Genomic DNA, 24,739 nt, shown 5'->3' on the forward strand with positions numbered 1-24,739 from the left:
GCTCGGGTGGTGCGGTCGCGGGGTGACCGCGGGCCGGTCGTGGCCGGCCGCGCGGTTCCCCGCGCCCCCGGGGAGTCGGCGTTCCCGTGTCCCTGGGGGACCGGCGTCCCCCTGCTCCGGATCGACCTGGCCCGAGGCGACCGTCGCCCGGCCGCGCAACCGAGGAGACCCGCATCATGCGTACACGCACATGTCATGCTCGCGCCATACAGGCACTCGTGGGCTGCACGGCCCTGGTGCTGTCCGTCACCGGCCCCGCCGCCGCGGGCGAGTCCCCGCGCGACCCGGCCCGGCAGGTGCTCGCCGCGCACGACGGCTGGGGCTCCTACGGGACGGGCACCACCGGCGGCGCCGCGGCCGACGCCGCGCACGTCCACACCGTCACCACCTGGGCCGGCTTCAAGGCCGCCCTCGCCGCCGGCGGCGCCGCACCGAAGATCATCAAGGTGAAGGGGACGATCGACGCCGTCTCCGAGGGCTGTGACGCCTTCGCCGCGCCCGGCTACGACTTCGACGCCTATCTGGCCAGGTACTCACCCGGGGCCTGGGGCCTGGACACCGACCTGAGCGCCGAGCCCGACGACAGCCCCGAGGGCCTGCGCCGGGCCTCCGCCGCCCGGCAGGACCAGGCGGTCAAGGTGGAGATCCCGGCGAACACCACCGTCATCGGCATCGGGAGGAACGCCGGGTTCAGGGGCGTCAGCCTCCAGATCAAGGCCGTCGACAACGTCATCGTGCGCAACCTCGCCCTGGAGAGTCCCCTGGACTGCTTCCCGCAGTGGGACCCCACCGACGGCGCCGGCGGCAACTGGAACTCCGAGTACGACACCGCCGTCGTCCACGGCGCCACCCATGTCTGGCTGGACCACAACACGTTCACCGACGGCAGCCACCCCGACAGCGCGGCGCCGGCCTACTTCGGCATGCTCTACCAGCAGCACGACGGCGAACTGGACATCGTCCGGGGCGCCGACCATGTCACCGCCTCCTGGAACGTCTTCACCGAGCACGACAAGGCGATCCTGATCGGCAACAGCGACAGCGAGTCGACCGCCGTGGACGACCGGGGCCACCTGAAGGTGACCTTCCACCACAACCTGTTCTCGGGACTGGTGGAGCGCGCGCCACGGGTCCGCTTCGGGCAGGTCGACTCCTACAACAACCACTTCGTGGCCGGGGCGGGCTACTCCTACAGCTTCGGCATCGGCAAGGAGTCCCGGCTCGTCGCCGAGCACAACGCGTTCACGCTGCCGGACGGGATCAGCGCGGCGAAGACCCTGAAGCGATGGAGCGTGGCACCGCTCACCGCCGCCGACAACCACGTCAACGGCAGGCTCACCGACCTGATCGCCGTCCACAACGCGGAGATCCCGGCGGAGGCGCTGGAGCAGGGCGCGGGGTGGACGCCCACCCTGCGCACCCGGATCGACCAGGCGAGGGCCGTCCCGCGCCTCGTCGACCGCGGCGCGGGCGCCGGCCATCTGTGCTGACGTCCCGCCCACCGGGCCGGGGCGCACCGCACGGCCGCCGTCGAGTTCGGCGGCCAGTACTCCGACCTCGACGGCGGGTACGCCGACCGCACGGAGGGAACCGGTGAGATCTTCACACGATCTCGCTCCGCCGCGGCAACCTTCCGTGGCCCCGGCGGCGACCGGACTGCGCACATCCCTCAAGGAAAGGAGCCCTCCGTGCGTCAGAGCACCGGACGCCACCGCAGGAAGCGCACCCTCCCGATCGCCACCGCGTCGGCGCTCGCCGCGGGGGCGGGCGTCGTCTTCCTCGGTCTGTCGTACGGCGGTGCCCAGGCCGCGTCCACCACGGTCACCGTGTCCACCACCGCGCAGCTGGAGTCGGCCGTCGCGCACGCCGCCGCCGGTACCGTCATCCAGGTCCGCGGCGGCACCTACCACCCGACCGCCACGCTCAAGTCGAGCGCCGACGGCGACGGTTCGGCTCGCATCACGCTCGAGGCCCAGGACGGCGAGTCGGTGCGGATCGACGGCTCCCGGCTGCCCGCCGGCTCCGGGCTCGCCGCGATCCAGGGCAGCTACTGGACCGTGCAGAACCTCACCTTCCAGAACTCCCCGGCCCAGGGTCTCGTGGTGACCTCGTCCACCGGCGGTGTCTTCAGGAACCTGGTCACCGCGGACAACGGCGACAGCGGGTTCACCCTGCGGGGCGACCACACCGTCGACAACCTCGTGCAGAACCTGGACAGCCACGGCAACTACGACGCGGCCGGACACGGCGGGAACGCCGACGGCCTCGCGGTCGAGTCCGGTTCGGGCACGGGCAACCGGATCACCGGCGCCCGCCTGTACGACAACTCGGACGACGGCCTCGACCTGGGGCGGTTCTCCTCGCCGGTCACCATCGAGCACTCCTGGGCGTTCGGCAACGGCGGGAACCGCTGGAACGACCCGGCCTTCGCGGGCAGCGGCGACGGCTTCGACCTGGGCGGCGGGGGAGCCACGGTCGCCCACGTCGTGAACCGGAACGCGGCCTGGGGCAACGCCCTCAACGGCTTCACCGCGCACTCCGACACCGGTGCCGTCGTGCTCAACCGCAACACCGCGTACGCGAACACCGGGGCCGGTTTCTCCTTCGCCACCGGCAGGGCACGGCTCGCCCGCAACCTCGCCGTGGGTGACAAGGGCGGCCCGGCCGAGCTCGGCCCCTCGACGGTGTCCGCGGCCAACAACTGGGACGGCGGGGTGCCGACCCCGGCCTTCAGGTCGACGGACGCGGCCACGGCGCGCGGGGCGCGCGGGGCGGACGGGTCGCTGCCCGCGACCAGGTTCCTGACCACCGGCGCGACCGAGATCGGCACGGCCATGAACTGACGTCTCCCGGCGGCCGGCGGGCCGGGCGTACGCCCCCGCCGGTCGCCCTCGCGGCGGATCTCCCGGAAGGCGCCCTCGTCGCCGGTGCGCGCGACTCGTCGGGCCCGGCCCGCCGCGTCGTCATCGGGCCCTTCCCCCGGCCTTCCCGGTGCGGGCCATCACCGCGTGCGCTTTACGCCGCGTCCCGTGGGCGCCGAACAGTCTCTGCAACTCACCGATGCCCTTGGAGGTCTGGCTCTTGACCGTACCCACCGAGATCCCCAGGGCCAGCGCGGTGTCCTTCTCCGAGAGATCGCAGGCGTGGCGCAGCACCACACAGGCGCGTTTGCGGAACGGGAGGGCGCTCAGCGCCGTCCGGACGTCCAGCACGCTCGCGACGTCCGGGTTCTCCGCCACCGTCTCCATGCGCTGTGACCAGAAGAGCGCGACCCTGCGCCGCTCGCGCACGGCGCTGCGGATCCGTGTGCGGGCCAGATTGGCGACGACACCCCGCGCGTACGCCGCCGGGTGGCCGGCGGCCCGGACCCGGTCCCAGCGGTGCCACAGCGCCAGCAGGGCGTCCGCCGCCAGATCGTCGGCGGCGTCCGGTTCTCCCGTCAACAGATGGGCGAGGCGCGCGAGTTCGCCGTAGTGGCGCTCGAAGAAGGCATGGAACTCCACGGCGGCGGCGTCGTCCACGACCGTGCCCACGGATGACCTCTTCTCGGTGCGAAGCGCGCCCTCGGCAAGGCGGCGCCTATGTATGTCATGTAGATGACACGGGGAAGCCCGGAGGGGACGGCCGGGACGAGATCCGGAAGCGTAGCAGTGGTCAACGGCCCTGCTCGTACGGTGCTTTGAACGGCGGATGGCTGCCCGAGCCCGATTCCGTAACACGGGGAAAACCTGAAACCGGTTGGACGAGGGAACAATCCAGCCAGCATCCGCGCACCGATCATTCAGGCGACGAGGAGTACCCGCCATGTCCGAACAACAGAAGGTGACCGACCGGCCGAGCGCCGCCCCACCAGCGGCCGACGGAGTCGACCGGTTCTTCAGAATCTCCGAACGGGGATCCACCTTCGGCCGGGAGATACGCGGCGGCTTCGCCACGTTCTTCACCATGGCCTACATCCTCGTCCTGAATCCCATCATCCTCGGCAGCGCCAAGGACAAGTTCGGCCACCAGCTCGACGCCGTCCAACTCACCACCGCCACCGCCCTGGTGGCCGCCGTCATGACGATCATCATGGGCGTCGGCGGCAACCTCCCGCTGGCACTGGCCGCCGGACTCGGCCTCAACGCCGTCGTCGCCTTCCAGATCGCCCCGCTGATGAGCTGGGACGACGCGATGGGCCTCATCGTCCTCGAGGGCCTGCTCATCTGCGTGCTGGTGGCGACCGGTCTGCGCGAGGCCGTCATGCACGCCATCCCGCAGCCGCTCAAGCAGGCGATCAGCGTCGGCATCGGCCTGTTCATCGCCTTCATCGGCTTCGTCGACGCCGGTTTCGTCAGCCGTATCCCCGACATCGCGGGCACCACCGTGCCGGTCCAGCTCGGCGGCTCGGGCACCCTCACCGGCTGGCCGGTTCTCGTCTTCTGTCTCGGCGTGCTGCTGACCGTCGGACTCCTCGCCCGCAAGGTCAAGGGCGCCATCCTCATCAGCATCGTGACGATGACGGTCGTCGCGATCGTCATCGACTCGCTCGCCGACATCAAGTCCTGGGGCCTGACCACGCCGGCGTGGCCCGACAAGGTCGTGGACACTCCCGACTTCGGACTGCTCGGTCACTTCAGCCTGTTCGGCGCGTTCGGCGAGACCGGCGCCCTCACCGTGGTCCTGCTGGTCTTCACACTGGTCCTGTCCGACTTCTTCGACACCATGGGCACGGTCGTCGGCATCAGCGCCGAGGCGGGCCTGCTGGACGACGAGGGCAAGGTGCCCCACCTCGGCCGGGTGCTGCTCATCGACGGCGCGGCCGCGGTCGCGGGCGGCGCGGCCTCGTCCTCCTCGGCGACCTCCTACATCGAGTCCGCGGCGGGCGTCGGCGAGGGCTCGCGCACCGGCTTCTCGAACCTGGTCACCGGCGGCATGTTCGCCCTCGCGCTGTTCCTGACCCCGCTGCTCACCATCGTCCCGCTCCAGGCGGCCGCCCCGGCCCTGGTCGCGGTCGGCTTCCTGATGATGACCCAGGTCAAGAACATCGACTGGGACTCGTACGAGATCGCCATCCCGGCCTTCCTGACCATCGCCGTGATGCCCTTCACGTACTCGATCACCAACGGCATCGGCGCGGGTTTCGTCGCCTACGTCCTGATCAAGTCGGTGCTCGGCAAGGCGAAGGAGGTCCACTGGCTGCTGTGGGGCGCGTCGGCGCTGTTCCTCGTGTACTTCGCGATCGATCCGCTCCAGCAGATCCTCGGCGTCAAGTAGGTTCCGCGGGTCCCCGCGCCCGAGGAGGGCGGCGGGGACCCGGGCGCGCTCAGCCGCGCAGCGCGGCCCGCATCATCGCCCTGGCCACCGGCGCCGCCAGCCCGTTGCCGCTGACCTCCGAACGGGCCGCGTCCGACTGCTCGACCACGACCGCCACGGCGACCTGCTCGCCGGTCGCGTCGGACGTGCCGTACGACGTGAACCACGCGTACGGCGTCTCGCTGTTGTTCTCGCCGTGCTGGGCCGTGCCGGTCTTGCCGCCGACGGTGACCCCGTCGATCAGCGCGTTCGTGCCGGTGCCCCGCTCGACGACGGTCCGCATCGCCGACCTGAGCTGCTCCGCGGTGCCGGAGCTGACGACCTGGGTGGTCCCCGCCTCGTCGTCGTAGTTCCTCAGCAGGTCGCCGCCGCTGTCGGTGATCCGCGCGACCATGTGCGGCGACACCAGCTTGCCGCCGTCGGCGAGGGCCGCCGACACCATGGCCATCTGCAGCGGGGTCGCGGTGACGTCGAACTGGCCGATGCCCGCCAGGGCCGTCTGCGCCCGGTCCATGCCCGACGGGTACACGCTGGGGTAGGCCCGGACCGGGACGTCCTGGCTGTCGTCGTCGAAGCCGAACCTCTCCGCCATCGCCCGGACCTTGTCCTGCCCGAGCTGTACGGCCATGTGCGCGAACACGGTGTTGCACGAGTGCTGCAACGCGACCCGGATCGTGGCGTCCGCGCAGGGCGCGGAGGTGTTCTCGTTCCGCAGGACCGTGCTGGTGCCCGGCAGGGTGTACGGGTCGGGGCTGTCGGTGCGGTCGTCCACCGAGGTGTACAGACCGTCCTCCAGCGCGGCGGCCGCCACGACCAGTTTGAACGTGGAGCCCGGCGGCAGCGGCCGGCGCAGCGCGCGGTTGGTCAGCGGCTCGTCGGGGTCGGCGGTGAGCTTCTTCCAGGCCGCCCCCGCGGTGTCGGCGTCGGTGAGTGAGGACGGGTCGTACGACGGCGTCGACACGACCGCCAGGATCCGGCCGGTCTTCGGGTCGATCGCGACGGCCGCGCCCTTGTTGTGGCCGAGCGCGCGGTAGGCCGCCTTCTGCACGGCCGGGTCGATCGTCGTGATCACGTTCCCCGGATCCGCCCGCTGGTCGGTGACGGTGTCCAGGGCGCTTCCGAGCTGGTTGTCCGTGCCGTCGAGGAGGTCCTGGTAGACGCCTTCCAGCTGGGTCGGGGCGTAGCTCTGCGAGGCGTAGCCCGTCACCGCCGCGTACAGCTCGCCGTCCGTGTAGGTGCGTCGGTACGCGAGGTCGCCGTACTTCGTCCTCGCCGAGCCGGTGACCGACTCACCGGCGACGATGATGTTCCCGAGCGGTTTCGCGTACGTCGTGATCGCGTTGCGCCGGTTGTCCTGGTCGTCCGCGAGTGCCGTGCCCTCGTAGAACTGCACCCATGTCGCCCTGACCAGCAGCGCGAACACGAGGAGCAGCGCGAGGACCGATGCGTGCCTGATCGTCTTGTTCATTCCGCTCGGACAGACGAACGGGACGGAGGGAATCGTTCCCTTCCGCCCCGATTTCTCATCGTACGTTCATGGAGTCCGACCGGACGGTCACGGGACCCGGAGCGTCAGCACGATCTCGGGGATCTCCTCGCCGCGCGCGTGGGCGAACCCCCTGGCGCGTGCGCTCTCCTCGAAGCCGCACTTGCGCAGCACCCGCAGGGACCCCTCGTTGTCCGCCGCCGCCCGCGCGTACAGCGGGCGTTCGGGCACCTCGTCGAGCAGGGCGCGCAGCGCGGCCGTGGCGATGCCGCGCCCCCAGTACGCCCGGTCCACCCAGTACGTGACCTCGCGCTCGCCCGGTTCCCCGTACACCGAGGCGGTCCCGACGACATCACCGTCGACCAGGACCGTACGGACCAGGGCCGTGTCCCTTATCCACTTCCACCGGTCGTCGAAGCCGTCGCGGTCGGCCGGGTCCTCGGGGGTGAAGGCGGCCATCCGGAGCGACTCCGGGTCGTTCATCTGCCGGTAGAAGACCGGCAGGTCGCTGTCGTGCACCTTGCGCAGGGAGACGTCCACCGGTCAGAGCCTACGGGTGGCGAGCGTCAGCCGGTCGCGGGCGTCGAACAAGGCGTCCTTCACGAGCTGTTCGTGGGCGGGGGTGAGCCGGGCCACCGGTACCGAGCAGCTGATCGCGTCCCGGGCCGGGGTGCGGTAGGGGATGGCGACACCGAAACAGCGCAGCCCCAGCGTGTTCTCCTCGCGGTCCACGGCGAAGCCCTGCTCGCGGACCTGGTGCAGCTCCTCGATGAGCTTCTCGCGGTCCGTGATGGTGTTCTCGGTCAGCGCCGGGAGCGTCTCGGGCAGCATCTTGCGGACCTGCTCGTCCGTGCAGGTGCTCAGCAGCGCCTTGCCCAGCGAGGTGGAGTGCGCGGGGAGCCGGCGGCCGACCCGGGTGAAGGGGCGCAGATAGTGCTGGGACTGGCGGGTGGCGAGGTAGACGACGTTCGTGCCGTCCAGCCGGGCCAGGTGAATGGTCTCGGTCGTGTCGTCCGAGAGCCGGTCCAGCGTCGGGCGGGCCGCCGCGACCACCTCGTCGCCGTCGATGTAGGAGGTGCCCACGAGCAGCGCGCGCACCCCGATGCCGTACCGCGTGCCCGTCGCGTCCGTCTCCACCCAGCCCAGCTCCACCAGCGTGCGCAGCAGCATGTAGAGGCTGGACTTGGGATATCCGACGGCTTCCTGGACCGACGCGAGGGAGTGCATACCGGGGCGCCCGGCGAAGTACTCCAGCAGTTCAACCGTCCGTACGGCGGACTTGACCTGCGCCCCGCCCCCCGTCTCGCCTGCCGACATCGCCCTTGACCCCTTCGTTCGACGGGAAATAGTCTCCGACAGCATATTCATCAGCAGAGACAGCGTTCAGTATATCGAACGCCCTGCTGGGTGACGTACGTACTGCGGCATTGCATGCGGCATTCGATGTGGAGGGACCCGCGGTGGCAGCAGCACCAGTCTGGAGTGTCGACCCCCGTACCGGGAAGCAGCGTGAACAGGTCGCGGTGGAGGCCACGGCCCAGGAGGTGGAGACCACCGTCCGTGCCGCGCACGACGCACGCGGCGCCCTCGCCGACCGCACCGTCCGCGCGGCCTTCCTGCGCGCCGCCGCCGCGCACCTGGAGTCGGCCAGGGACCAGCTCGTCGAGGCCGCCGACGCGGAGACCGCGCTCGGCCCGGTCCGGCTGACCGGTGAACTCGCCCGCACCTGCTTCCAGCTACGGGCCTTCGCGGACATCGTCGACGAGGGCGCCTTCCTCGACGTGGTCGTCGACCACCCCGACGACACCGCCACCCCGCCCGTCCCGGACCTGCGCCGCTACAAGGTGCCGCTGGGCGTCGTCGCCGTCTACGCGGCCTCCAACTTCCCCTTCGCCTTCTCCGTCGCCGGCGGCGACACCGCCAGCGCGCTGGCCGCGGGCTGCCCGGTCGTGGTCAAGGCCCATCCCGACCACCCGGCGCTGTCCGAGCTGGTCGCCAAGGTGCTGCGCCGGGCCGCCGCGGAGCACGGCGTCCCGGACGGCGTGCTGGGTCTGGTGCACGGCTTCGAGGCCGGTGTCGAGCTGGTCCGGCACCCACTGGTCCGCGCCGCGGGCTTCACCGGTTCCGTCCGGGGCGGGCGCGCGCTGTTCGACGCGGCGGCCGCGCGAGCGGTGCCGATCCCCTTCCACGGCGAACTGGGGTCGCTGAACCCGGTCGTGGTGACCGAGGCCGCGGCCGCGGAGCGCGCGGAGGCCATCGGGGCCGGGCTCGCCGGTTCCATGACGCTGGGCGTCGGCCAGTTCTGCGTGAAGCCGGGACTGGTGCTGGTGCCGTCCGGCGCCGCGGGCGACGGACTGGTCAAGTCCCTCACGGACGCCGTCAGCGACACCGAGGCGGGCGTCCTCCTCGACCACCGGATGCGCGACAACTTCGTCGCCGGGGTCGCCGAGCGGGCGGAACTGCCGGACGTGGACTCCCCGGTGACCCCGGGCGCGGGCGGCGAGCACACCGTGAGCGCGGGCTTCCTGACCGTCCCGGCGAGCAGGCTGACCGCGGCGGGCGCCTACGACCTGCTGCTGGAGGAGTGCTTCGGCCCGGTCACCGTGGTCGCCCGCTACGAGGACGACGCCGAGGCGCGGAGCGTGCTGTCGCGGCTGCCGGGCAACCTCACCGCCACCGTCCAGCTGTCCGCGGCGGAGGCGGCCGGCGAGGGACGCGGAGCCGAGATCCTCGCCGAACTGACGCCGCTCGCCGGGCGCGTGCTCGTCAACGGGTGGCCGACCGGTGTCGCCGTGGCACCGGCCCAGCATCACGGAGGGCCGTACCCGGCGACCACCTCGACGTCGACCTCCGTCGGCGGTACGGCGATCGAACGCTGGCTGCGGCCGGTCGCGTACCAGAACGTCCCCGAGACGCTGCTGCCCGCGGAACTGCGCGACGACAACCCGCTCGGGCTGCCCCGTCGGTTCGACGGCCGGCTGGAGCGCTGACACCCCCGAGGCGGCCCGGCAGGGCCTGAGAGACTTGGTCCATGGACGTCGAACTTCCCGAACTCCCCTTCCCGCTGCGCACCTACGGCCCCGACGGGCACTGGGTCCACGAGGACGGAATCCTCAGCGGCTGGGCCGGACCCCGGCAGGACCGGTTCGTCCCGCCCACCGGTGAGGGGCTGGACCCCGCCTCCGACGCGCCCCGGCTGCTCGGCTCGCCGGAGGGGGACTTCCAGCTGATCGCCCGGGTCACGGTGGGCTTCGCCGGGGCCTTCGACGCCGGGGTGCTCTACGTCCATGTCGGCGAGCGGGCCTGGGCCAAGCTCTGCCTGGAGTACTCCCCGGACGTGGCCACCGTGTGCACGGTGGTCACCCGGGGGCACTCCGACGACGCCAACTCCTTCACCGTGGAGGGGAGTTCGGTGTGGCTGCGGGTGAGCAGGACCGGCCGCGCCTTCGCCTTCCACGCCTCCCGCGACGGCGTCCGCTGGACCTTCGTCCGGCTGTTCACCCTCGGCGAGGAGAAGGAGACCGGCGCGGCCCTGATCGGCTTCATGTCGCAGTCGCCGATGGGGGACGGGTGTGTCGTCACCTACGACCACATCGAGTTCAGGCCCGCCTGGCCGGACGACCTGCGGGACGGCAGCTGAGCGGAACCAGCGACAGCGGGACCGGGGCGCGCGGAACCAGCTGGTGAGCGCCGCCGGGGCGCGCGGACCCAGGTGGTGACCGGTACCGGGGCGCGCGGAACCGGGGAGAGCGGAACCGTGCAGAGCGGAACCGCGTCCTCCGTTACGTGATCAGTGACAGAGTGACCGGCGGCCGGGTGATCCGCAGCGTCCTGCCCGCGGAGGCCGAGACCGTGGCCGCGCTGCACGCGCGCGCCCGGGCCACGTACTACCCGGACGGCGTCCCCGACGACGGAACCGACTGGCCCGCCGTCTGGCGGAGCGCCATCGCGCGCCCGGACGGACAGGTGCTGTGCGCCGTCGAGCGCGGGCGCCTGGTCGGCCTCGCCTCCTTCCGCACCCCGGAGGGCGCTCCCGCGGACACCGTCAAGCTGTTCCAGTTCCATGTCGACCCCGACCTCTGGCGCACCGGTCTCGGTACGGCCCTGCACACGGCCTGCGTGGAGCACTGGCGGGCCGACGGCAGGAGCACCGCCGTGCTCGACGTGCACGTCGGCAACCGGCGGGCCCAGGAGTTCTACCTCCGCCAGGGCTGGGTCCCGGACCCGTCGCACCCGCCCGCCGAGGGCGATCACCACCTCCTCCTGCGGTACGCCGTGGCCGCGGAGTGACCGCGGTGGGCGCCGGGAATGAAACGAGCTGTTTGAACGTTCACGCACCCGGCGGAGGGAGTCTCCGTCCCCGTGCGATCTGGAGAGAGCCGAAGACATGCGCGTCGAGATCTGGAGCGACATCGCCTGCCCCTGGTGCTACGTGGGCAAGGCCCGCTTCGAGAAGGCGCTCGACGCCTTCCCGCACCGCGACCAGGTCGAGGTCGTGCACCGCTCCTTCGAACTGGACCCCGGGCGCGCCAAGGGCGACGTCCAGCCCGTGATCACGATGCTCACCAAGAAGTACGGCATGAGCGAGGCGCAGGCCCGGGCCGGCGAGGAGAACCTGGGCACCCAGGCCGCCGCCGAGGGACTGGCGTACCAAACCCGGGGCCGCGACCACGGCAACACCTTCGACATGCACCGCCTGCTCCACTTCGCCAAGGAGCACGGCAGGCAGGACGAACTGATCCAGATCCTCTACCGGGCCAACTTCGCCGAGGAGCGGTCCGTCTTCGCCGAGGGCGAGGAGCGCCTCGTCGAGCTGGCCGTCGAGGCCGGGCTGGACGGCGACGCCGCCCGTGAGGTGCTGGCCGACCCGGCCGCCTACGCCGACGAGGTCCGCGCCGACGAGCGCGAGGCGGCCCAGCTCGGCGCCAACGGCGTCCCGTTCTTCGTGCTCGACCGCGCCTACGGTATCTCCGGCGCCCAGCCCGCCGAGGTCTTCGCCCAGGCGCTGACGCAGGCCTGGGGCGACCGCTCGCCGCTGAAGCTGCTCGACGACGGGGTCGCGGGCGGTGCGCAGGCGTGCGGCCCCGACGGCTGCGCGGTCCCGCAGCACGACTGAAATCCCAGGCCGGGGCCGATCCATAAGGGTTGCTTGGCGTCACCACGTAGAAGTCGGCAATGGACGGTGACTCCACGGGGCCGCAGAGTGGTCCCATGGACACCTTCGAGACCCTGGTCCGTGCCGAGTTCGCCCCGAAGAACACCTTCCTCAACACCGCGAGCAGCGGCCTGCTCCCGGCCCGCACCGTGGCCGCCCTGCACGAGGCCGTGCGGATCCGCGCCGAGGGCCGGCCGCTGGACTCGCTGTTCGCGGACGTGGAGGCGTCCCGGACCGCGTTCGCCCGGCTGGCCGGCGTCCCGGTCGGCCGGGTGGCCGCCGGGGCCTCGGTCGCCGCGCACACCGGACTGATCGCCGCCTCGCTGCCCGCCGGATCCGAAGTCCTCACCGCCGAGGACGACTTCACCTCCGTGGTGAACCCCTTCCACACCCGCGGCGACCTCAAGGTACGGGCCGTGCCGCTGGAACGGCTCGCCGAGTCCGTCCGGCCGGACACCACGCTCGTGGCGGTCAGCGCCGCGCAGTCCGCCGACGGACGCATCGCCGATCTGCCCGCGCTGCGTGCGGCGGCCCGCACCCACGGGGCCCGGACCTATGTCGACTGGTCCCAGGCGGCCGGCTGGCTCCCGGTGGACGCCGACATGGCCGACTACTCCGTGGCCATCTGCTTCAAGTGGCTGCTCGGCCCGCACGGGGCGGCCTTCCTCGTCGTCCCGGAGGACCTCGGCGGACTGACCCCCGTGCTGGCGGGCTGGGTCGCGGGGGAGAAGCCCTGGGACAGCTGCTACGGCCCCGTGACCGAACTCGCCCACTCCGCCCGCCGGTTCGACGTCAGCCCCGCCCTGTTCAGCTACGCCGGACTGCGCCACTCCCTCGCGCTCGTCGAGGAACTCGGCGTGGACGCCGTGCGCGCCCACGACCTCGCGCTCGCCGACCGCTTCCGCGCGGGACTCGCGACCCTGGACCGCGAGCCGCTGCCCGCACCGGGCTCGGCGATCGTGTCCGTGCCCGGACTCGGCCACCGGCAGCCCGAGTTGAGCCGCGCGGGCATCGAGGTCTCGGACCGGGCCGGAAACCTGCGTGCCTCCTTCCACCTGTACAACACCGCCGCGGACGTCGACCGTCTGCTGGACGTCCTGGCGGGCTAGACCCTCTGGCGCGAGCCCGGCGAGGGCGCTAGGAAGGCACCAGGGTGGTGGTGCCCGTGGAGTCCACGGACAAGACGTCCGCGCAGTCGGCCGCCGACGCGGAACTGCACCGTCGGCTGGTGTACGCGGACGAGTCCGCGCTGGCCGAGGCGTACACGGCGTACGGCGGCCTGGTCCGCCGGGTCGCCGTGCGGGTCACGCGCAGCACGGCCGCCGCGGAGGACGTGGTGCAGGAGGTCTACGCCCACCTGTGGAGCAGGCCGTACGCCTTCGACCCGAGCCGGGGCTCACTGCGCACCTGGCTGTCCCTGCTCGCCCACCGGCGGGCCGTGGACTGGGTGCGCGGCGAGGCCCGGCACCGCAGGAACGTCAGCGCCGACGACTGCGTCCTGCACGCGATACCGGACACCGGGCCCGGCCCGGACGAGACGGTCGTCGACCGTGAGCGCCGTCTGCTCCTGCACACCGCGCTCGCCGGACTGCCGCGGCCCCAGCGGGAGGTCGTCCACCTCGCCTACTTCGGGGGCCGCACCTACCGGCAGGCAGCCGCCGAACTCGGCATCCCCGAGGGCACCGCCAAGACCCGGCTGCGCACCGCCCTGCGCAGCCTGGCCGCGTCCCTGGCGGAACTGCCCGACCCGCCGGATCCGGCACTGGAAAGGGGCGCATGATGACCGGCAGGGCTACGGGCTTCGGGAGCGTGTGCGTCGGGGCCGCGTGCTGTGACGCCGCGTGCTGTGAGGCCGCGCGCTGTGAGGCCGCGCGCTTCCCCGCCGCGCGCCGCGCGGCCGGAGGCCTCAGGGCCGCGCGGCGCGGGGAAGGCGGCATACGGTGAGCACCGAGCACGACCGCGTACGGGACCTGTTGGCCGCCTGGGCCTTCGGAGCGCTGCCGCCGGCCGAGGCGGGGACGGTTCCCCGGCATCTGGCGGGGTGCGCGAGCTGCGCGGCTCAGGCGGAGCGGCTGCGCGAGACGGTACGGCTGCTGGACGGGCCGCCGCGGCACGGCACCTCCGCGCATCCGGCCGACCGCGCCCTGCCCGTCGCCCTGCGGGCCCGGCCGGCCCCGCCCAGGACGGCCCCGCACGCGGCCCCCTACGCGGCCGCCGTCGCCGCGCTCGGGGCCCTGCTCGCCGAGGCGGACGGCCGCTGGGGCACACCGGTCGTCCACGACTGGGACGTCCACGCGACCGTCGCCCATCTCCTGGCCGCCGACGAACCCCTGACGGACCTGCTCACCACCGGGCGACCCGCCCCACCTCCGCGGCCAGGACCGGACGCGGGCCGGGCGGAAGCGGGCCCGGTGGAGGTGAACCGGGCCGATGCCGGCGCCCACGCGTCGGAGGTGAACTCGGAGGTGGACTGGGCGGATGTCTGGGCGTGGCGGAGTGCCGAGGTGATCGCTCGTGAGCATCGCCGTGACGCCGGGCGAACGGTCGCCGCCTGGTCCGCGCAGGCGGCCGCGCTGCTCGCCACGCCCGAGGCCCGCGATCCCGGACCAGCCGCCGGGGCCGTGACGTCCTCCGGCCTCCGGCTGACCGTCGCCGACCACTTCCTCGTGCGGGCCTTCGAGACCTGGATCCACACCGACGACATCGGCCGCGCGCTCGGCCTGGCCGTCCCGCCGCCGCCCGAACGGCACCTGTGGCAGCTGGTCCGGCTGGCCGTACGCATCCTCGGCAGGGCCCTCGGGCCCACCGCGCCGCCGGTCCTCTTCTCCGTCACCGGCGGCGACCGGTGGGTACTGGGCGCCGAGGGCGAACCCGTACGGGCCGAACTCACCCTGGACCCGGTCGACTTCTGCCTGCTGGTCGGCGGGCGCCACACACCCGACGCGGTGCCGCGGAGCACCACCGGCGACGCGGCCGCCGTACGGAACGTACTGGAGCGGGCCGCGTCGCTGGCGTGGCTGTGAATCCGGACGACCACCGGCCCGGCCGGGGCCTGCCCGGCCGGTGATCGGTTCTGCCGGTGGCCGGTTCACCGGACGGGCGTGAAGTCCCTCGCGCCGATGAAGTCGGGCCGCCGTACCGGTGCCGCGAACGGTTCCACCGCCGCGTTCTCCACGCTGTTGAACACGATGAAGACGTTGCTGCGCGGGAACGGCGTGATGTTGTCGCCGGAGCCGTGCATGCAGTTGCAGTCGAACCAGGTCGCCGAACCGGCCCTGCCCGTGAACAGTTTGATGCCGTGCTCGCCCGCCAGCGAGGTCAGCGCCTCGTCCGACGGCGTGCCCGCGTCCTGCATCTGGAGGGACTTCTTGTAGTTGTCCTCGGGTGTGGCTCCCGCACACCCGAGGAACGTGCGGTGCGAGCCCGGCATGATCATGAGCCCGCCGTTGGTGTCGAGGTTCTCGGTCAGCGCGATCGAGACGGACACCGTCCGCATGCGGGGCAGACCGTCCTCGGCGTGCCAGGTCTCGAAGTCGGAGTGCCAGTAGAAACCGCCCGCCCCGAAGCCCGGCTTGACGTTGATCCGTGACTGGTGGACGTACACGTCGGAGCCGAGGATCTGCCGGGCCCGGCCGACGACGCGCTCGTCACGGACCAGCCGCGCGAACACCTCGCTCGTGCGGTGCACCTCGAAGACCGAGCGGATCTCCTTCGACTTCGGCTCGACGATCGAGCGCTCGTCGCCGCGGACCGCCGGATCGGCCACCAGTCGGTCCAGCTCACGCCGGTACACCGCGACCTCGTCCGGGGTGATCAGCTGGTCGACGGCGAGGAAGCCGTCGCGCTCGTAGGCCTGGAGATCGGCCGTCGCGGCCGGCCCCGGGGTGTCCGGGGCGCCCCAGACGACCGGGTCCTGGCGCGGGACGGCCACCTCGTTCGCGCCGCGGGTCGGGTACAGGTCGGTGATCGTGGTCATGGTCGTCACACCCCCTCGGGCTCGGTGAGCAGGGGGTACACGCCGTTCTCGTCGTGGTCCTCCCGTCCCGTGACGGGCGGGTTGAACACGCAGACGCAGTGGAAGTCCTCCTTGACGCGCAGGGTGTGCCGCTCGTGGCCGTCGAGGAGGTACATGGTGCCGGGAGTGATCGTGTACGTCGTCCCGGTCTCCTGGTCGGTCAGTTCGGCCTCGCCCTTGGTGCAGACGACGGCCTCGATGTGGTTGGCGTACCACATCGACGTCTCGGTCCCGGCGTACAGGATGGTCTCGTGCACGGAGAAGCCGACCCGCTCCTTGGCGAGGACGATCCGCTTGCTCTCCCAGGTGCCGGACTTCGCCCTGACGTGCCGGTCGGTGCCTTCGATGTCCTTGAACGATCGGACGATCATGGGGGGTTGTCTCCTCCTCGCTAGACGGTTTCCCGGACGGCGCGGGCGAGGACGCTCAGACCCTCGTCCAGTTCGTCGGGGGTGATGGTGAGGGCGGGCAGCAGTTTGACCACCTCGCCCTCCGGCCCGGACGTCTCGATGAGCAGTCCGAGTTCGAAAGCCCGCCGGGCGATCCGCGAGGCCCGTGCCTTCTCGTGGAACTCCAGGCCCCACACCAGCCCTCGGCCGCGGTACTCCTTCACGTCGGCGAGGTTCTCCTCGGTGATGGAGATCAGCTCCCGCTCGACCTGCTCGCCCCGGGCGCGGGTCTGCTTCTCCATGGCGGCGCCGTCGGCCCAGTACGTCTCCAGCGCCGCGGTGGCGGTGACGAACGCGGGGTTGTTGCCGCGGAAGGTGCCGTTGTGCTCGCCCGGCTCCCAGATGTCGAGTTCCGGCGTGAACAGGCACAGCGACATCGGCAGGCCGTACCCGCTGATCGACTTCGACACGGTGACGATGTCGGGCGTGATGCCGGCCTCCTCGAAGGAGAAGAAGGCGCCCGTACGACCGCAGCCCATCTGGATGTCGTCGACGATCAGCAGCATGTCCTGCCGCTCGCACAGCTCCTTCAGGGCCCGCAGCCACTGCGGGCGGGCGACGTTGATGCCGCCCTCGCCCTGCACGGTCTCCACGATCACCGCGGCGGGCTTGTTGAGTCCGGACCCCTGGTCCTCCAGCAGCCGTTCGAACCACAGGAAGTCCGGGACCTGGCCGTCGAAGTACCTGTCGAACGGCATGGGGGTGCCGTGCACCAGCGGTATGCCGGCGCCCGCCCGCTTGAAGGCGTTGCCGGTGACGGCGAGGGAGCCCAGGGACATGCCGTGGAAGGCGTTCGTGAACGACACGATCGCCTCCCGCCCCTTCACCTTGCGGGCCAGCTTGAGCGCCGACTCGACGGCGTTGGTGCCGGTCGGGCCGGGGAACATGACCTTGTACGGCAGGTCGCGCGGGCGCAGCACCAGATCCTGGAAGGCGCGCAGGAAGGACCGTTTGGCCGTGGTCGACATGTCCAGGCCGTGGGTCACCCCGTCCCGGGAGATGTAGTCGATCAACGCCCGTTTCAGGACCGGGTTGTTGTGGCCGTAGTTGAGTGAGCCGGCTCCGGCGAAGAAGTCGAGGTAGGGGTGACCGTCCTCGTCGTACATCCGGCTGCCCCGCGCCTGGTCGAACACGGTGGGCCAGCTACGGCAGTAGCTGCGGACCTCGGACTCCAGGGTCTCGAAGACGCTCAGGTCGGGCTGGGTGATGGTCACGACGAAACGCTCCTCAGTGCGACGGGTGGGTCAACGGGGCGATGCGGTACAGGACTTCGGGGTCGTGCGGACCGTCGGGGAAGAGCCCGGCGTCGAACAGGACCGCACGGCTGACGGTCGCCCCGTGCCGGGCGGCGTACGAGGTGAACAGCCGCTCGGAGGCGGTGTTGCCCGGCGTGATCGTGGTCTCGACGGTGGTGATCCCGTGCTCGGCGGCGATCCGGGCGGTCAGCCCGTCGAGCATCGAGGCGGCGAGCCCGCGGCCGCGGTACGCCGGGTCGACCGCCACCTGCCAGACGAGCAGGGTGCGCGGACGCTCCGGCCGGACGTATCCGGTGACGAACCCGACGGGCCGTCCGTCCTCCCCGCGCGCCACCGCCGAGGTGCCGGCGAAGTCACGGCACCACAGCAGATAGCTGTAGGAGGAGTTCAGGTCGAGCGTTCCGGAGTCCTTGGCGATTCGCCAGAGAGCGGCCCCGTCCGTCACCGACGGGCGGTCGATCTGGAGGTCTGCTTGTGCGGCGGTCATGCAAATTGAATTTACCGAGGGAAATTAAAAAATGCATGGCGATAAAGCCTTACCCGCGGCGGCTGTCCCGTGTTATCACGCGGGCGCGGATGGTCGACGGCGCGGAGTCGAATCTGATGATTTGTCCGCTACAAAAGCCGCAAAAAGGTCGGCTTGTGGGACGGGTCACACGGGCGTAACCTTCACGAGATCCCCGCGAATCACGCCACTGGGCGTTAGCGAAATCTTTGCGTTTACGTACGGATCGAGCGGGCAGGAGAATGCGGGGAGCTACCTTGAATAGAAATTCGAGAATTAATCCGGAATTCGGGCCGCGAAATGTTGTGACGCGGCCCGTCCGAAGTGTGCGGGCGGCGGACGGCGTCCGGGAGACAGGTATGCCGTACCTCTCCCCGACGCCGACGCCGACGCCGACGCCGACGCCGACGCCGCTAACGCCACGCGTCCTCCGCGGCCCGGTGGGCCGCCTCCAGGTCCACGGCCTGCCCCTGTTCGCCCAGCGCGGCGCCCAGCGCCGCCAGGCTCGCCCGTACCGCTCCCAAAGTCGCGTCCGGCCCGTAGTGGTTGACCCGGATCATCTCCTTCGCCAGCGCGCCCCCGCCCGCGGCCAGCGGCAGCGCGGGGTCGGCCGCCAGCGCCCGGGCCACCAGCTCCGAGGCCACCACCCCGGGAGGCGTCCGCAGGGTGGTGGCGACCGGCGCCGCGTCCCTCGCCTCGTGCACATACGGCTCCAGGCCCCCGCCCAGGGCCACCGCTCCGGCCCGGGTGGCCAGCGCGGCGCCCCGGTGCCGGGCCATCACCGCCTCCGGTCCCACCGCCTCGATCCGCTCGACGCAGGCCTCCAGCGCGAGCATCTCCAGCTGGGCCGGAGCGTGCGGCAGCGCGGTGCGGCCGCCGTCGAGCCAGCGCTCCTTCCAGTCGAGGAGCGACAGGTACGACCGGCGCGGCGCCCCGGGGTTCGCGGCCATCCGCGCCCACGCCCGCTCGCTCACCGACACCGCCGACACCCCGGCCGGACCGCCCATCGCCTTCTGCGCGCCGATCACGCACAGGTCGACGCCCCAGGCGTCCGGCAGCACCGGCTCGGCCCCGACGGAGGCGACCGCGTCCAGGTAGAACAGCGCGCCGTGCTCTCGCACCACGTCACCGATCTCCGCGACCGGGTTGGTGTTGCCGGTCGCCGCCTCGGCGTGCACCAGCGACACGAAGTCGATCTCGGGGTGCTCGGCGAACGCCTGCCGGATCAGCGCGGCGGTGACGGCCGTGTGGAAGGGCACGGCCAGATCGATCACCGTGGCGCCGCAGTCGCGCAGCCAGCCGCCGAAGGTCTGCCCGTACGGGCCGGTGATCACGTTCAGGGCCGTGGTGCCGGGGCCCGCCGTCCCGCGGATCGCGCCCTCCAGCGGCAGCAGGGCCTCGCCCTGCATGATCACGACGTCCTGCCGGGTGCCGAGCAGCCGGGCGACCCGGTCCTCGATCGAGGCGAAGCGCGCGGCGCTCAGCGGGGGCAGGTCGAGGAAGGGGTGGGTCACGGCGGTGCTCTCTTCGCTCTCTTCACTCACGGGCGGTCGACGCAGACGAGGGTATCCGGCGCCGCTCACACCCCTTCCGACCGGCGACTTCTCAGGCTGGACGGCCGTCTGGCCATCGGTTTGGTTTGAGAGACTCAAACATCTCCTTATAATCGGAACCCATAGTTCACTCGTCCCCCCACGGACCCCTTCAGGAGGTCACCCCGTGAACACGCTCCTCGCACGCCGGGCCCGCGTCCTGGCCGCCACCGCGGCGACGGCCGGACTGGTCCTCGTGGCCGGCTGCTCCTCGAGCGACAGCGGCGGCGGTACGAAGACAGCGGCCGGCGGGGTCGAACTCGTCAAGGCCGGGCAGCTCACCACCTGCACCCACCTGCCCTACCCGCCCTTCCAGTCGGAGATCGACGGCAAGGCGCAGGGTTTCGACGTCTCGCTGATCGACCTGGTCGCCAAGAACCTCGGCGTGAAGCAGGAGATCCTCGACACGCCGTTCGAGAACTTCAAGACCGGCGCGTTCCTCAACGCCGGGCAGTGCGACGTGGCCGCCGCCGGTATGACCATCACGGCGGAGCGCAAGAAGAACGTCGACTTCTCCGAGCCGTACTTCGACGCCACCCAGGCCGTCCTGGTCGGCCGGAAGAGCGGCATCGGCTCCTTCGCGGACCTCAAGGACAACAAGGTCGGCGCCCAGGCGCAGACCACCGGCGAGGACTACGCGAAGAGCAAGGGGCTCGACCCGGTCTCCTTCGAGTCCTCCGACGCCGTCCTCAACGGCCTGCGCACCGGCCAGGTCAAGGCCGTCGTCATCGACTACCCGGTCGTCCAGGGCTGGCTGAAGGACAAGGCCAACGCCGACGCCTTCAAGGTCGTGGACAACCTGAACACCGGCGAGCAGTACGGCTTCACGGTGAAGAAGGGCAACACCAAGCTCCTCGCCGCCATCGACAAGGCGATCACCGAGGCCAAGGCCGACGGCACGTACAAGAAGCTCTACGAGAAGTGGATCGGCCCGTACGACGCGTCCGCCGCCTCGCCGTCCGCCTCATGAGCGACACCACCGAGGCCGAGGTCCAGCCCCGCAGGAAGGGGCTGAGCCGACGGCACAAGCGCGGCCTGTCGCGCGGAGCGCAGTACGTGGTCTTCGCCGCCGTCGTGATCCTCTTCGCGGTCACGGCCGACTGGGCGCGCCTGAAGAACCAGTTCGCGCAGTGGGACATCGCCCGCCAGATGTTCCCGGACGTCATCACGCTGGCGCTGAAGAACACCGTGCTGTTCACGGCCTCCGGCTTCGTGCTCGGCCTGGCCCTCGGCCTGGTCGTCGCCCTGATGCGGCTGTCGTCCGTGGGCCCCTACCGCTGGATCGCGAGCGTCTACATCGAGATCTTCCGCGGCCTGCCCGCGCTGCTGATCTTCGTCTTCATCGGCGTGGCCGTGCCGCTGGCGTTCCCCGGCACGGAGATCCCGGGCGGGACGTACGGCAAGGCCGCCATCGGACTCGGCCTGATCGGCGCCGCCTACATGGCGGAGACGTTCCGCGCGGGCATCCAGGCGGTCCCCAAGGGGCAGCTGGAGGCGGCCCGTTCCCTGGGCTTCTCGCCCGCCCGCGCGATGGTCTCGATCGTCATCCCGCAGGCCTTCCGGATCATCCTGCCGCCGCTCACCAACGAACTCGTGATGCTCTTCAAGGACTCCTCCCTGGTGCTGCTCCTCGGAGTGACCCTGGAGGAGCGCGAACTGTCCAAGTACGGCCGGGACCTGGCCAGCACGACGGCCAACTCCACCCCGATCCTCGTCGCCGGCCTGTGCTACCTGCTGGTCACGATCCCGCTCGGCTTCGTCGTACGCCGTATGGAGGCCAAGGCGCAGGAGGCCGTCACATGAGCCGACCGGAGATCCAGGTCAAGGACCTGCACAAGTCCTTCGGCGCGAACGAGGTGCTGCGCGGCATCGACCTGGAGATCGCCCGGGGCGAGGTCGTCTGCGTCATCGGCCCCTCGGGCTCGGGCAAGTCGACCCTGCTGCGCTGCGTGAACCTCCTGGAGGAACCCACCCGGGGCCAGGTCTTCGTCGGTGGCACCGAACTGACCGACCCGGACGTCGACATCGACGCCGTCCGCCGCCGGATCGGCATGGTCTTCCAGCAGTTCAACCTCTTCCCGCACCTGTCGGTGACCGAGAACCTCACGCTGCCGCAGCGCCGGGTGCTGCGCCGCGGCAAGGCGGAGGCCGCGAAGGTCGCCGCCGAGAACCTGGCGCGCGTCGGCCTGTCCGAGAAGGCGGACGCCTATCCGGCCTCCCTCTCCGGCGGCCAGCAGCAGCGTGTCGCCATCGCCCGCTCCCTCGCCATGGGCCCCGAGGTGATGCTCTTCGACGAGCCGACCTCGGCGCTCGACCCGGAGCTGGTCGGCGACGTCCTCGCGGTCATGCGCATGCTCGCGAACGAGGGCATGACGATGATGGTCGTCACCCACGAGATGACCTTCGCCCGCGAGGTCGCCGACCGGGTCGTCTTCATGGACGGCGGAGTGATCGTCGAGGACGGCGCCCCCGGCGAGGTCATCGGCGCCCCGCGCCACGAACGCACCCGGCACTTCCTCTCCCGCCTCCTCGACCCCGCGATGGCCGAGATGACGGAGACGGAGGAGGAGACCTCGGACCAGGTGGGCGGATCCGCCTAGCGGCTCACTAAGGTGCGGTGCATGAGCGATCACGCGGTGCTGCACGTGAAGGGGCGGGTGCTGGCCGGCCCGCGGGACACCGACGTCCGGGACGAGCTGTGGGTGGTCGGCGGCCGGATCTCGTACGAACGTCCGGCCGGTGCCCGCGACGTCCGCGTCGTCGAGGGCTGGGCGCTGCCCGGCCTCGTCGACGCGCACTGTCATGTCGGCCTGGGCCCGCACGGCCCGGTCGGCCAGGACGTGGCCGAGAAACAGGCGCTGACCGACCGGGAGGCCGGCACCCTGCTCATCCGCGACGCGGGCTCGCCCTCAGACACCCGCTGGACCGACGAGCGCGAGGATCTCCCGAAGATCGTCCGGGCCGGCCGGCACATCGCCCGCACCCGCCGCTACATGCGGGGCTTCGCCCACGAGATCGAGCCGGACGAACTCGTCGCGTACGTCGCCCAGGAGGCGCGGCGCGGCGACGGCTGGGTCAAGCTGGTCGGCGACTGGATCGACCGCGACCTCGGCGACCTGTCGGCCTGCTGGCCGCGCGAGGCGGTCGAGGCGGCGATCGCCGAGGCCCACCGCCTGGGCGCCCGCGTCACCGCCCACTGCTTCGCCGAGGACTCCCTGCGGGACCTGGTCGAGGCCGGCATCGACTGCGTCGAGCACGCGACGGGCCTGACCGAGGACACCATCCCGCTGTTCGCCGAGCGGGGCGTGGCCATCGTCCCGACCCTCGTCAACATCGCCACCTTCCCGCAGCTCGCCGCCGGCGGCGAGCACAGATACCCGCGCTGGTCGGCCCATATGCGACGGCTGCACGAGCGCCGCTACGACACGGTGCGCGCCGCCTACGACGCCGGTGTCCCGGTGTACGTCGGCACCGACGCCGGCGGTACCCTCGCGCACGGCCTGGTGGCCGGCGAGGTCGCGGAACTGGTGACGGCCGGCATCCCCCCGGTCGAGGCGCTCGCGGCCACCACCTGGGGCGCGCGCGACTGGCTGGGCCGTCCCGGCCTGGAGGATGGGGCACCGGCGGACCTGGTCGTGTACGAGGGCGACCCACGGGCCGACGTCCGGGTGCTGGCGGCTCCGTCGCGGGTGGTGCTGAACGGGCGTGTCGTCGGCTGAGGGCGCCGCGGGAGCGCCTTGACGCACCGCCCGCCGGACCCGCTCGGTTGACGAGGCGTGACCGGCCGGGCGGTCGCGTCGTTGCGCTCCCTCGCACGCGCGGGTGCGAGGGCCGCACGCTCGCACGGAGGGAGCCGCGGGAGTACCGCAGGGGAACACCTGTGCCGCGTGATTCGAAAAGGTTCGCGGAAACCCCACGATGGAGTGAAGTGCCCCAGGATCGCTGCCCGTTCACTCCCAGTGCGTAATTCTTGCCGGGTCCCGAGCACGTCTCTTCTGGGGGTCCCACGCCTTGAACGGCAACCACTTCCGCATGCCCGCACGCCGTCTCGCCGCCGTCGCCGCGGCCACCTCCCTGGCCGCCGGTCCCGCGGCCCTCGCCGCGGCGGACCCGGCCCACGCGACCACCGGCCAGGGCCGCGCGAGCGCCGCCGTCCTGCGCACCGGCCTCGACGTGGCCCTCGCCGACAAGACCGTGGACGTCCCGCTCGCGGTCTCCCTCAACGAGGTCGAGGCCCCGCACCGGCAGAACGCGCGGGAGACCGCGCTCACCGCCCGCCTCGACGGTGTCGACAGCGGAAAGCCGTTCAGCGTGCTGCGCGCCGACGTGGCGACGGCGAAGGCCACGGTCACCGCCACCAAGGCCGAGGGGCTCACCGACCTCGCCCACGTCAAGCTCCACGTGCCCGGCCTGCCCCTGCTGTCCGTCATCGAGGTCGACGGCATCACCTCGAAGGCGACCTGCGAGACCGGGAAGACGCCGGTCGCCTCGGCCAACGTCCTCGGCTCGGTGACCGTCCTCGGCAAGCGGACCACGCTGACCGCGGGCGGCCCCACGATCGTCAAGGTGCCCGGCGTGGGCGAGGTGCGCCTGGACCTGTCCAAGCGGGCGACCACCTCGCGTACGGCGGCCGCGACCGCGCTCGAACTCACGGTGTCCATCAACCCGTTGAACCTCAACGTGGCCGAGGTGAAGGGCAGCCTGAGCCTCGCGAAGGCGACCTGCGAGGCTCCCGCCGCGTCGGCGGCCCCGGCACCGGCGGGCGCCGAACCGGCGTCCGACGCGCAGCCCCAGGACGCCCCCGCGAAGACCGACCTGGCGCAGACCGGCGGGAGTTCGGTGACGCCGTACCTCGTGGGCGGCGCGGTCGCGCTGCTCGTGGCCGGCGGGGGAGCGGTGGCGGTGGCGCGGCGCCGGGGCTGAACCGACGGCGACGGCGACGGAGTCGTCCGAGGGGCGGGGTCCGAGGGACGGGGGCCCGGGGGG

At 71.8% G+C, this 24,739-nt stretch carries 24 protein-coding genes; 15 read left to right on the forward strand and 9 right to left on the reverse strand.

Going from position 1 to position 24,739, the window contains the following annotated elements:
* Window positions 1-176 precede the first annotated feature (176 nt).
* Window positions 177-1,490 carry a pectate lyase family protein gene (locus ACWCQK_RS13520; RefSeq protein WP_451155194.1) on the forward strand — a complete coding sequence of 438 codons (1,314 nt, stop codon included), beginning with the start codon at window positions 177-179 and terminating at the stop codon, window positions 1,488-1,490.
* 198 nt (window positions 1,491-1,688) lie between these two features.
* Window positions 1,689-2,843 (forward strand): right-handed parallel beta-helix repeat-containing protein, encoded by a 1,155-nt coding sequence (locus tag ACWCQK_RS13525; RefSeq protein ID WP_451155196.1) that lies wholly within the window; start codon window positions 1,689-1,691, stop codon window positions 2,841-2,843.
* 120 nt (window positions 2,844-2,963) lie between these two features.
* On the opposite strand, the gene ACWCQK_RS13530 is transcribed toward ACWCQK_RS13525, so the two are convergent.
* Window positions 2,964-3,533, reverse strand: a complete 570-nt coding sequence (locus tag ACWCQK_RS13530; protein WP_451155198.1) for a SigE family RNA polymerase sigma factor — start codon at window positions 3,531-3,533, stop codon at window positions 2,964-2,966.
* Window positions 3,534-3,804: 271 nt separating this feature from the next.
* Between ACWCQK_RS13530 and ACWCQK_RS13535 the strand changes: the two genes are divergently transcribed.
* The gene (locus ACWCQK_RS13535; RefSeq protein ID WP_451155200.1) at window positions 3,805-5,256 is read left to right on the forward strand and encodes an NCS2 family permease; all 1,452 of its coding nucleotides are present in this window, start codon (window positions 3,805-3,807) and stop codon (window positions 5,254-5,256) included.
* 49 nt (window positions 5,257-5,305) lie between these two features.
* On the opposite strand, the gene ACWCQK_RS13540 is transcribed toward ACWCQK_RS13535, so the two are convergent.
* From ACWCQK_RS13540 to ACWCQK_RS13550, 3 genes are all read right to left on the reverse strand, one after another.
* Window positions 5,306-6,763, reverse strand: a complete 1,458-nt coding sequence (locus ACWCQK_RS13540; protein ID WP_451155202.1) for a peptidoglycan D,D-transpeptidase FtsI family protein — start codon at window positions 6,761-6,763, stop codon at window positions 5,306-5,308.
* Window positions 6,764-6,850: 87 nt separating this feature from the next.
* Window positions 6,851-7,321: a GNAT family N-acetyltransferase gene (locus tag ACWCQK_RS13545; RefSeq protein WP_451155204.1), complete on the reverse strand. Its 471-nt coding sequence runs from the start codon at window positions 7,319-7,321 to the stop codon at window positions 6,851-6,853.
* A gap of 3 nt (window positions 7,322-7,324) precedes the next feature.
* The gene (locus ACWCQK_RS13550) at window positions 7,325-8,098 is read right to left on the reverse strand and encodes an IclR family transcriptional regulator (protein ID WP_451155206.1); all 774 of its coding nucleotides are present in this window, start codon (window positions 8,096-8,098) and stop codon (window positions 7,325-7,327) included.
* Between the two features lie 143 nt (window positions 8,099-8,241).
* On the opposite strand from ACWCQK_RS13550, the gene ACWCQK_RS13555 reads away from it, so the two are divergent.
* The 7 genes from ACWCQK_RS13555 to ACWCQK_RS13585 all read left to right on the forward strand — a co-directional run bounded on the left by ACWCQK_RS13555 (window position 8,242) and on the right by ACWCQK_RS13585 (window position 14,959).
* Window positions 8,242-9,771, forward strand: coding sequence for an aldehyde dehydrogenase (NADP(+)) (locus tag ACWCQK_RS13555; protein ID WP_451155208.1), 1,530 nt, complete (start codon window positions 8,242-8,244; stop codon window positions 9,769-9,771).
* Between the two features lie 41 nt (window positions 9,772-9,812).
* Complete coding sequence (locus ACWCQK_RS13560; RefSeq protein ID WP_451155210.1) at window positions 9,813-10,421, forward strand: DUF1349 domain-containing protein; 609 nt, start codon at window positions 9,813-9,815, stop codon at window positions 10,419-10,421.
* A gap of 146 nt (window positions 10,422-10,567) precedes the next feature.
* Window positions 10,568-11,071, forward strand: a complete 504-nt coding sequence (locus tag ACWCQK_RS13565) for an N-acetyltransferase family protein (protein ID WP_451155212.1) — start codon at window positions 10,568-10,570, stop codon at window positions 11,069-11,071.
* 97 nt (window positions 11,072-11,168) lie between these two features.
* Complete coding sequence (locus ACWCQK_RS13570; RefSeq protein ID WP_451155214.1) at window positions 11,169-11,897, forward strand: DsbA family oxidoreductase; 729 nt, start codon at window positions 11,169-11,171, stop codon at window positions 11,895-11,897.
* A 95-nt stretch (window positions 11,898-11,992) separates the two neighbouring features.
* The gene (locus ACWCQK_RS13575) at window positions 11,993-13,045 is read left to right on the forward strand and encodes an aminotransferase class V-fold PLP-dependent enzyme (RefSeq protein ID WP_451155216.1); all 1,053 of its coding nucleotides are present in this window, start codon (window positions 11,993-11,995) and stop codon (window positions 13,043-13,045) included.
* 44 nt (window positions 13,046-13,089) lie between these two features.
* Complete coding sequence (locus ACWCQK_RS13580; RefSeq protein ID WP_451155218.1) at window positions 13,090-13,716, forward strand: RNA polymerase sigma factor; 627 nt, start codon at window positions 13,090-13,092, stop codon at window positions 13,714-13,716.
* A 160-nt stretch (window positions 13,717-13,876) separates the two neighbouring features.
* Window positions 13,877-14,959 (forward strand): maleylpyruvate isomerase family mycothiol-dependent enzyme, encoded by a 1,083-nt coding sequence (locus ACWCQK_RS13585; RefSeq protein WP_451155220.1) that lies wholly within the window; start codon window positions 13,877-13,879, stop codon window positions 14,957-14,959.
* A 65-nt stretch (window positions 14,960-15,024) separates the two neighbouring features.
* Here the strand turns inward: ACWCQK_RS13585 and thpD are convergent, their stop codons facing one another.
* The 5 genes from thpD to ACWCQK_RS13610 all read right to left on the reverse strand — a co-directional run bounded on the left by thpD (window position 15,025) and on the right by ACWCQK_RS13610 (window position 19,675).
* Window positions 15,025-15,912 carry an ectoine hydroxylase gene (thpD, locus tag ACWCQK_RS13590; RefSeq protein ID WP_451155222.1) on the reverse strand — a complete coding sequence of 296 codons (888 nt, stop codon included), beginning with the start codon at window positions 15,910-15,912 and terminating at the stop codon, window positions 15,025-15,027.
* A gap of 5 nt (window positions 15,913-15,917) precedes the next feature.
* Window positions 15,918-16,322, reverse strand: coding sequence for an ectoine synthase (locus tag ACWCQK_RS13595; protein WP_451155224.1), 405 nt, complete (start codon window positions 16,320-16,322; stop codon window positions 15,918-15,920).
* 20 nt (window positions 16,323-16,342) lie between these two features.
* The gene (gene ectB, locus ACWCQK_RS13600; protein WP_451155226.1) at window positions 16,343-17,614 is read right to left on the reverse strand and encodes a diaminobutyrate--2-oxoglutarate transaminase; all 1,272 of its coding nucleotides are present in this window, start codon (window positions 17,612-17,614) and stop codon (window positions 16,343-16,345) included.
* A 13-nt stretch (window positions 17,615-17,627) separates the two neighbouring features.
* On the reverse strand, window positions 17,628-18,143 hold the full coding sequence (ectA, locus tag ACWCQK_RS13605) for a diaminobutyrate acetyltransferase (protein WP_451155228.1): 516 nt from the start codon (window positions 18,141-18,143) through the stop codon (window positions 17,628-17,630).
* Between the two features lie 431 nt (window positions 18,144-18,574).
* Entirely contained in the window at window positions 18,575-19,675 is a 1,101-nt protein-coding gene (locus tag ACWCQK_RS13610; RefSeq protein ID WP_451155356.1) for a pyridoxal-phosphate-dependent aminotransferase family protein, read from the reverse strand.
* Window positions 19,676-19,880: 205 nt separating this feature from the next.
* On the opposite strand from ACWCQK_RS13610, the gene ACWCQK_RS13615 reads away from it, so the two are divergent.
* From ACWCQK_RS13615 to ACWCQK_RS13635, 5 genes are all read left to right on the forward strand, one after another.
* Window positions 19,881-20,723 carry a transporter substrate-binding domain-containing protein gene (locus tag ACWCQK_RS13615; RefSeq protein ID WP_451155230.1) on the forward strand — a complete coding sequence of 281 codons (843 nt, stop codon included), beginning with the start codon at window positions 19,881-19,883 and terminating at the stop codon, window positions 20,721-20,723.
* Window positions 20,720-21,556: an amino acid ABC transporter permease gene (locus ACWCQK_RS13620; RefSeq protein ID WP_451155232.1), complete on the forward strand. Its 837-nt coding sequence runs from the start codon at window positions 20,720-20,722 to the stop codon at window positions 21,554-21,556. Before ACWCQK_RS13615 ends, ACWCQK_RS13620 begins: the two co-directional genes overlap by 4 nt.
* The gene (locus ACWCQK_RS13625) at window positions 21,553-22,353 is read left to right on the forward strand and encodes an amino acid ABC transporter ATP-binding protein (RefSeq protein WP_451155234.1); all 801 of its coding nucleotides are present in this window, start codon (window positions 21,553-21,555) and stop codon (window positions 22,351-22,353) included. The genes ACWCQK_RS13620 and ACWCQK_RS13625 overlap by 4 nt, the downstream gene beginning before the upstream one ends.
* Before the next feature lie 21 nt (window positions 22,354-22,374).
* The gene (locus ACWCQK_RS13630) at window positions 22,375-23,472 is read left to right on the forward strand and encodes an amidohydrolase family protein (RefSeq protein ID WP_451155236.1); all 1,098 of its coding nucleotides are present in this window, start codon (window positions 22,375-22,377) and stop codon (window positions 23,470-23,472) included.
* A 292-nt stretch (window positions 23,473-23,764) separates the two neighbouring features.
* Entirely contained in the window at window positions 23,765-24,676 is a 912-nt protein-coding gene (locus tag ACWCQK_RS13635; RefSeq protein ID WP_451155238.1) for an SCO1860 family LAETG-anchored protein, read from the forward strand.
* Window positions 24,677-24,739 lie beyond the last annotated feature (63 nt).

The organism is Streptomyces sp. NPDC002306 (assembly GCF_053593435.1).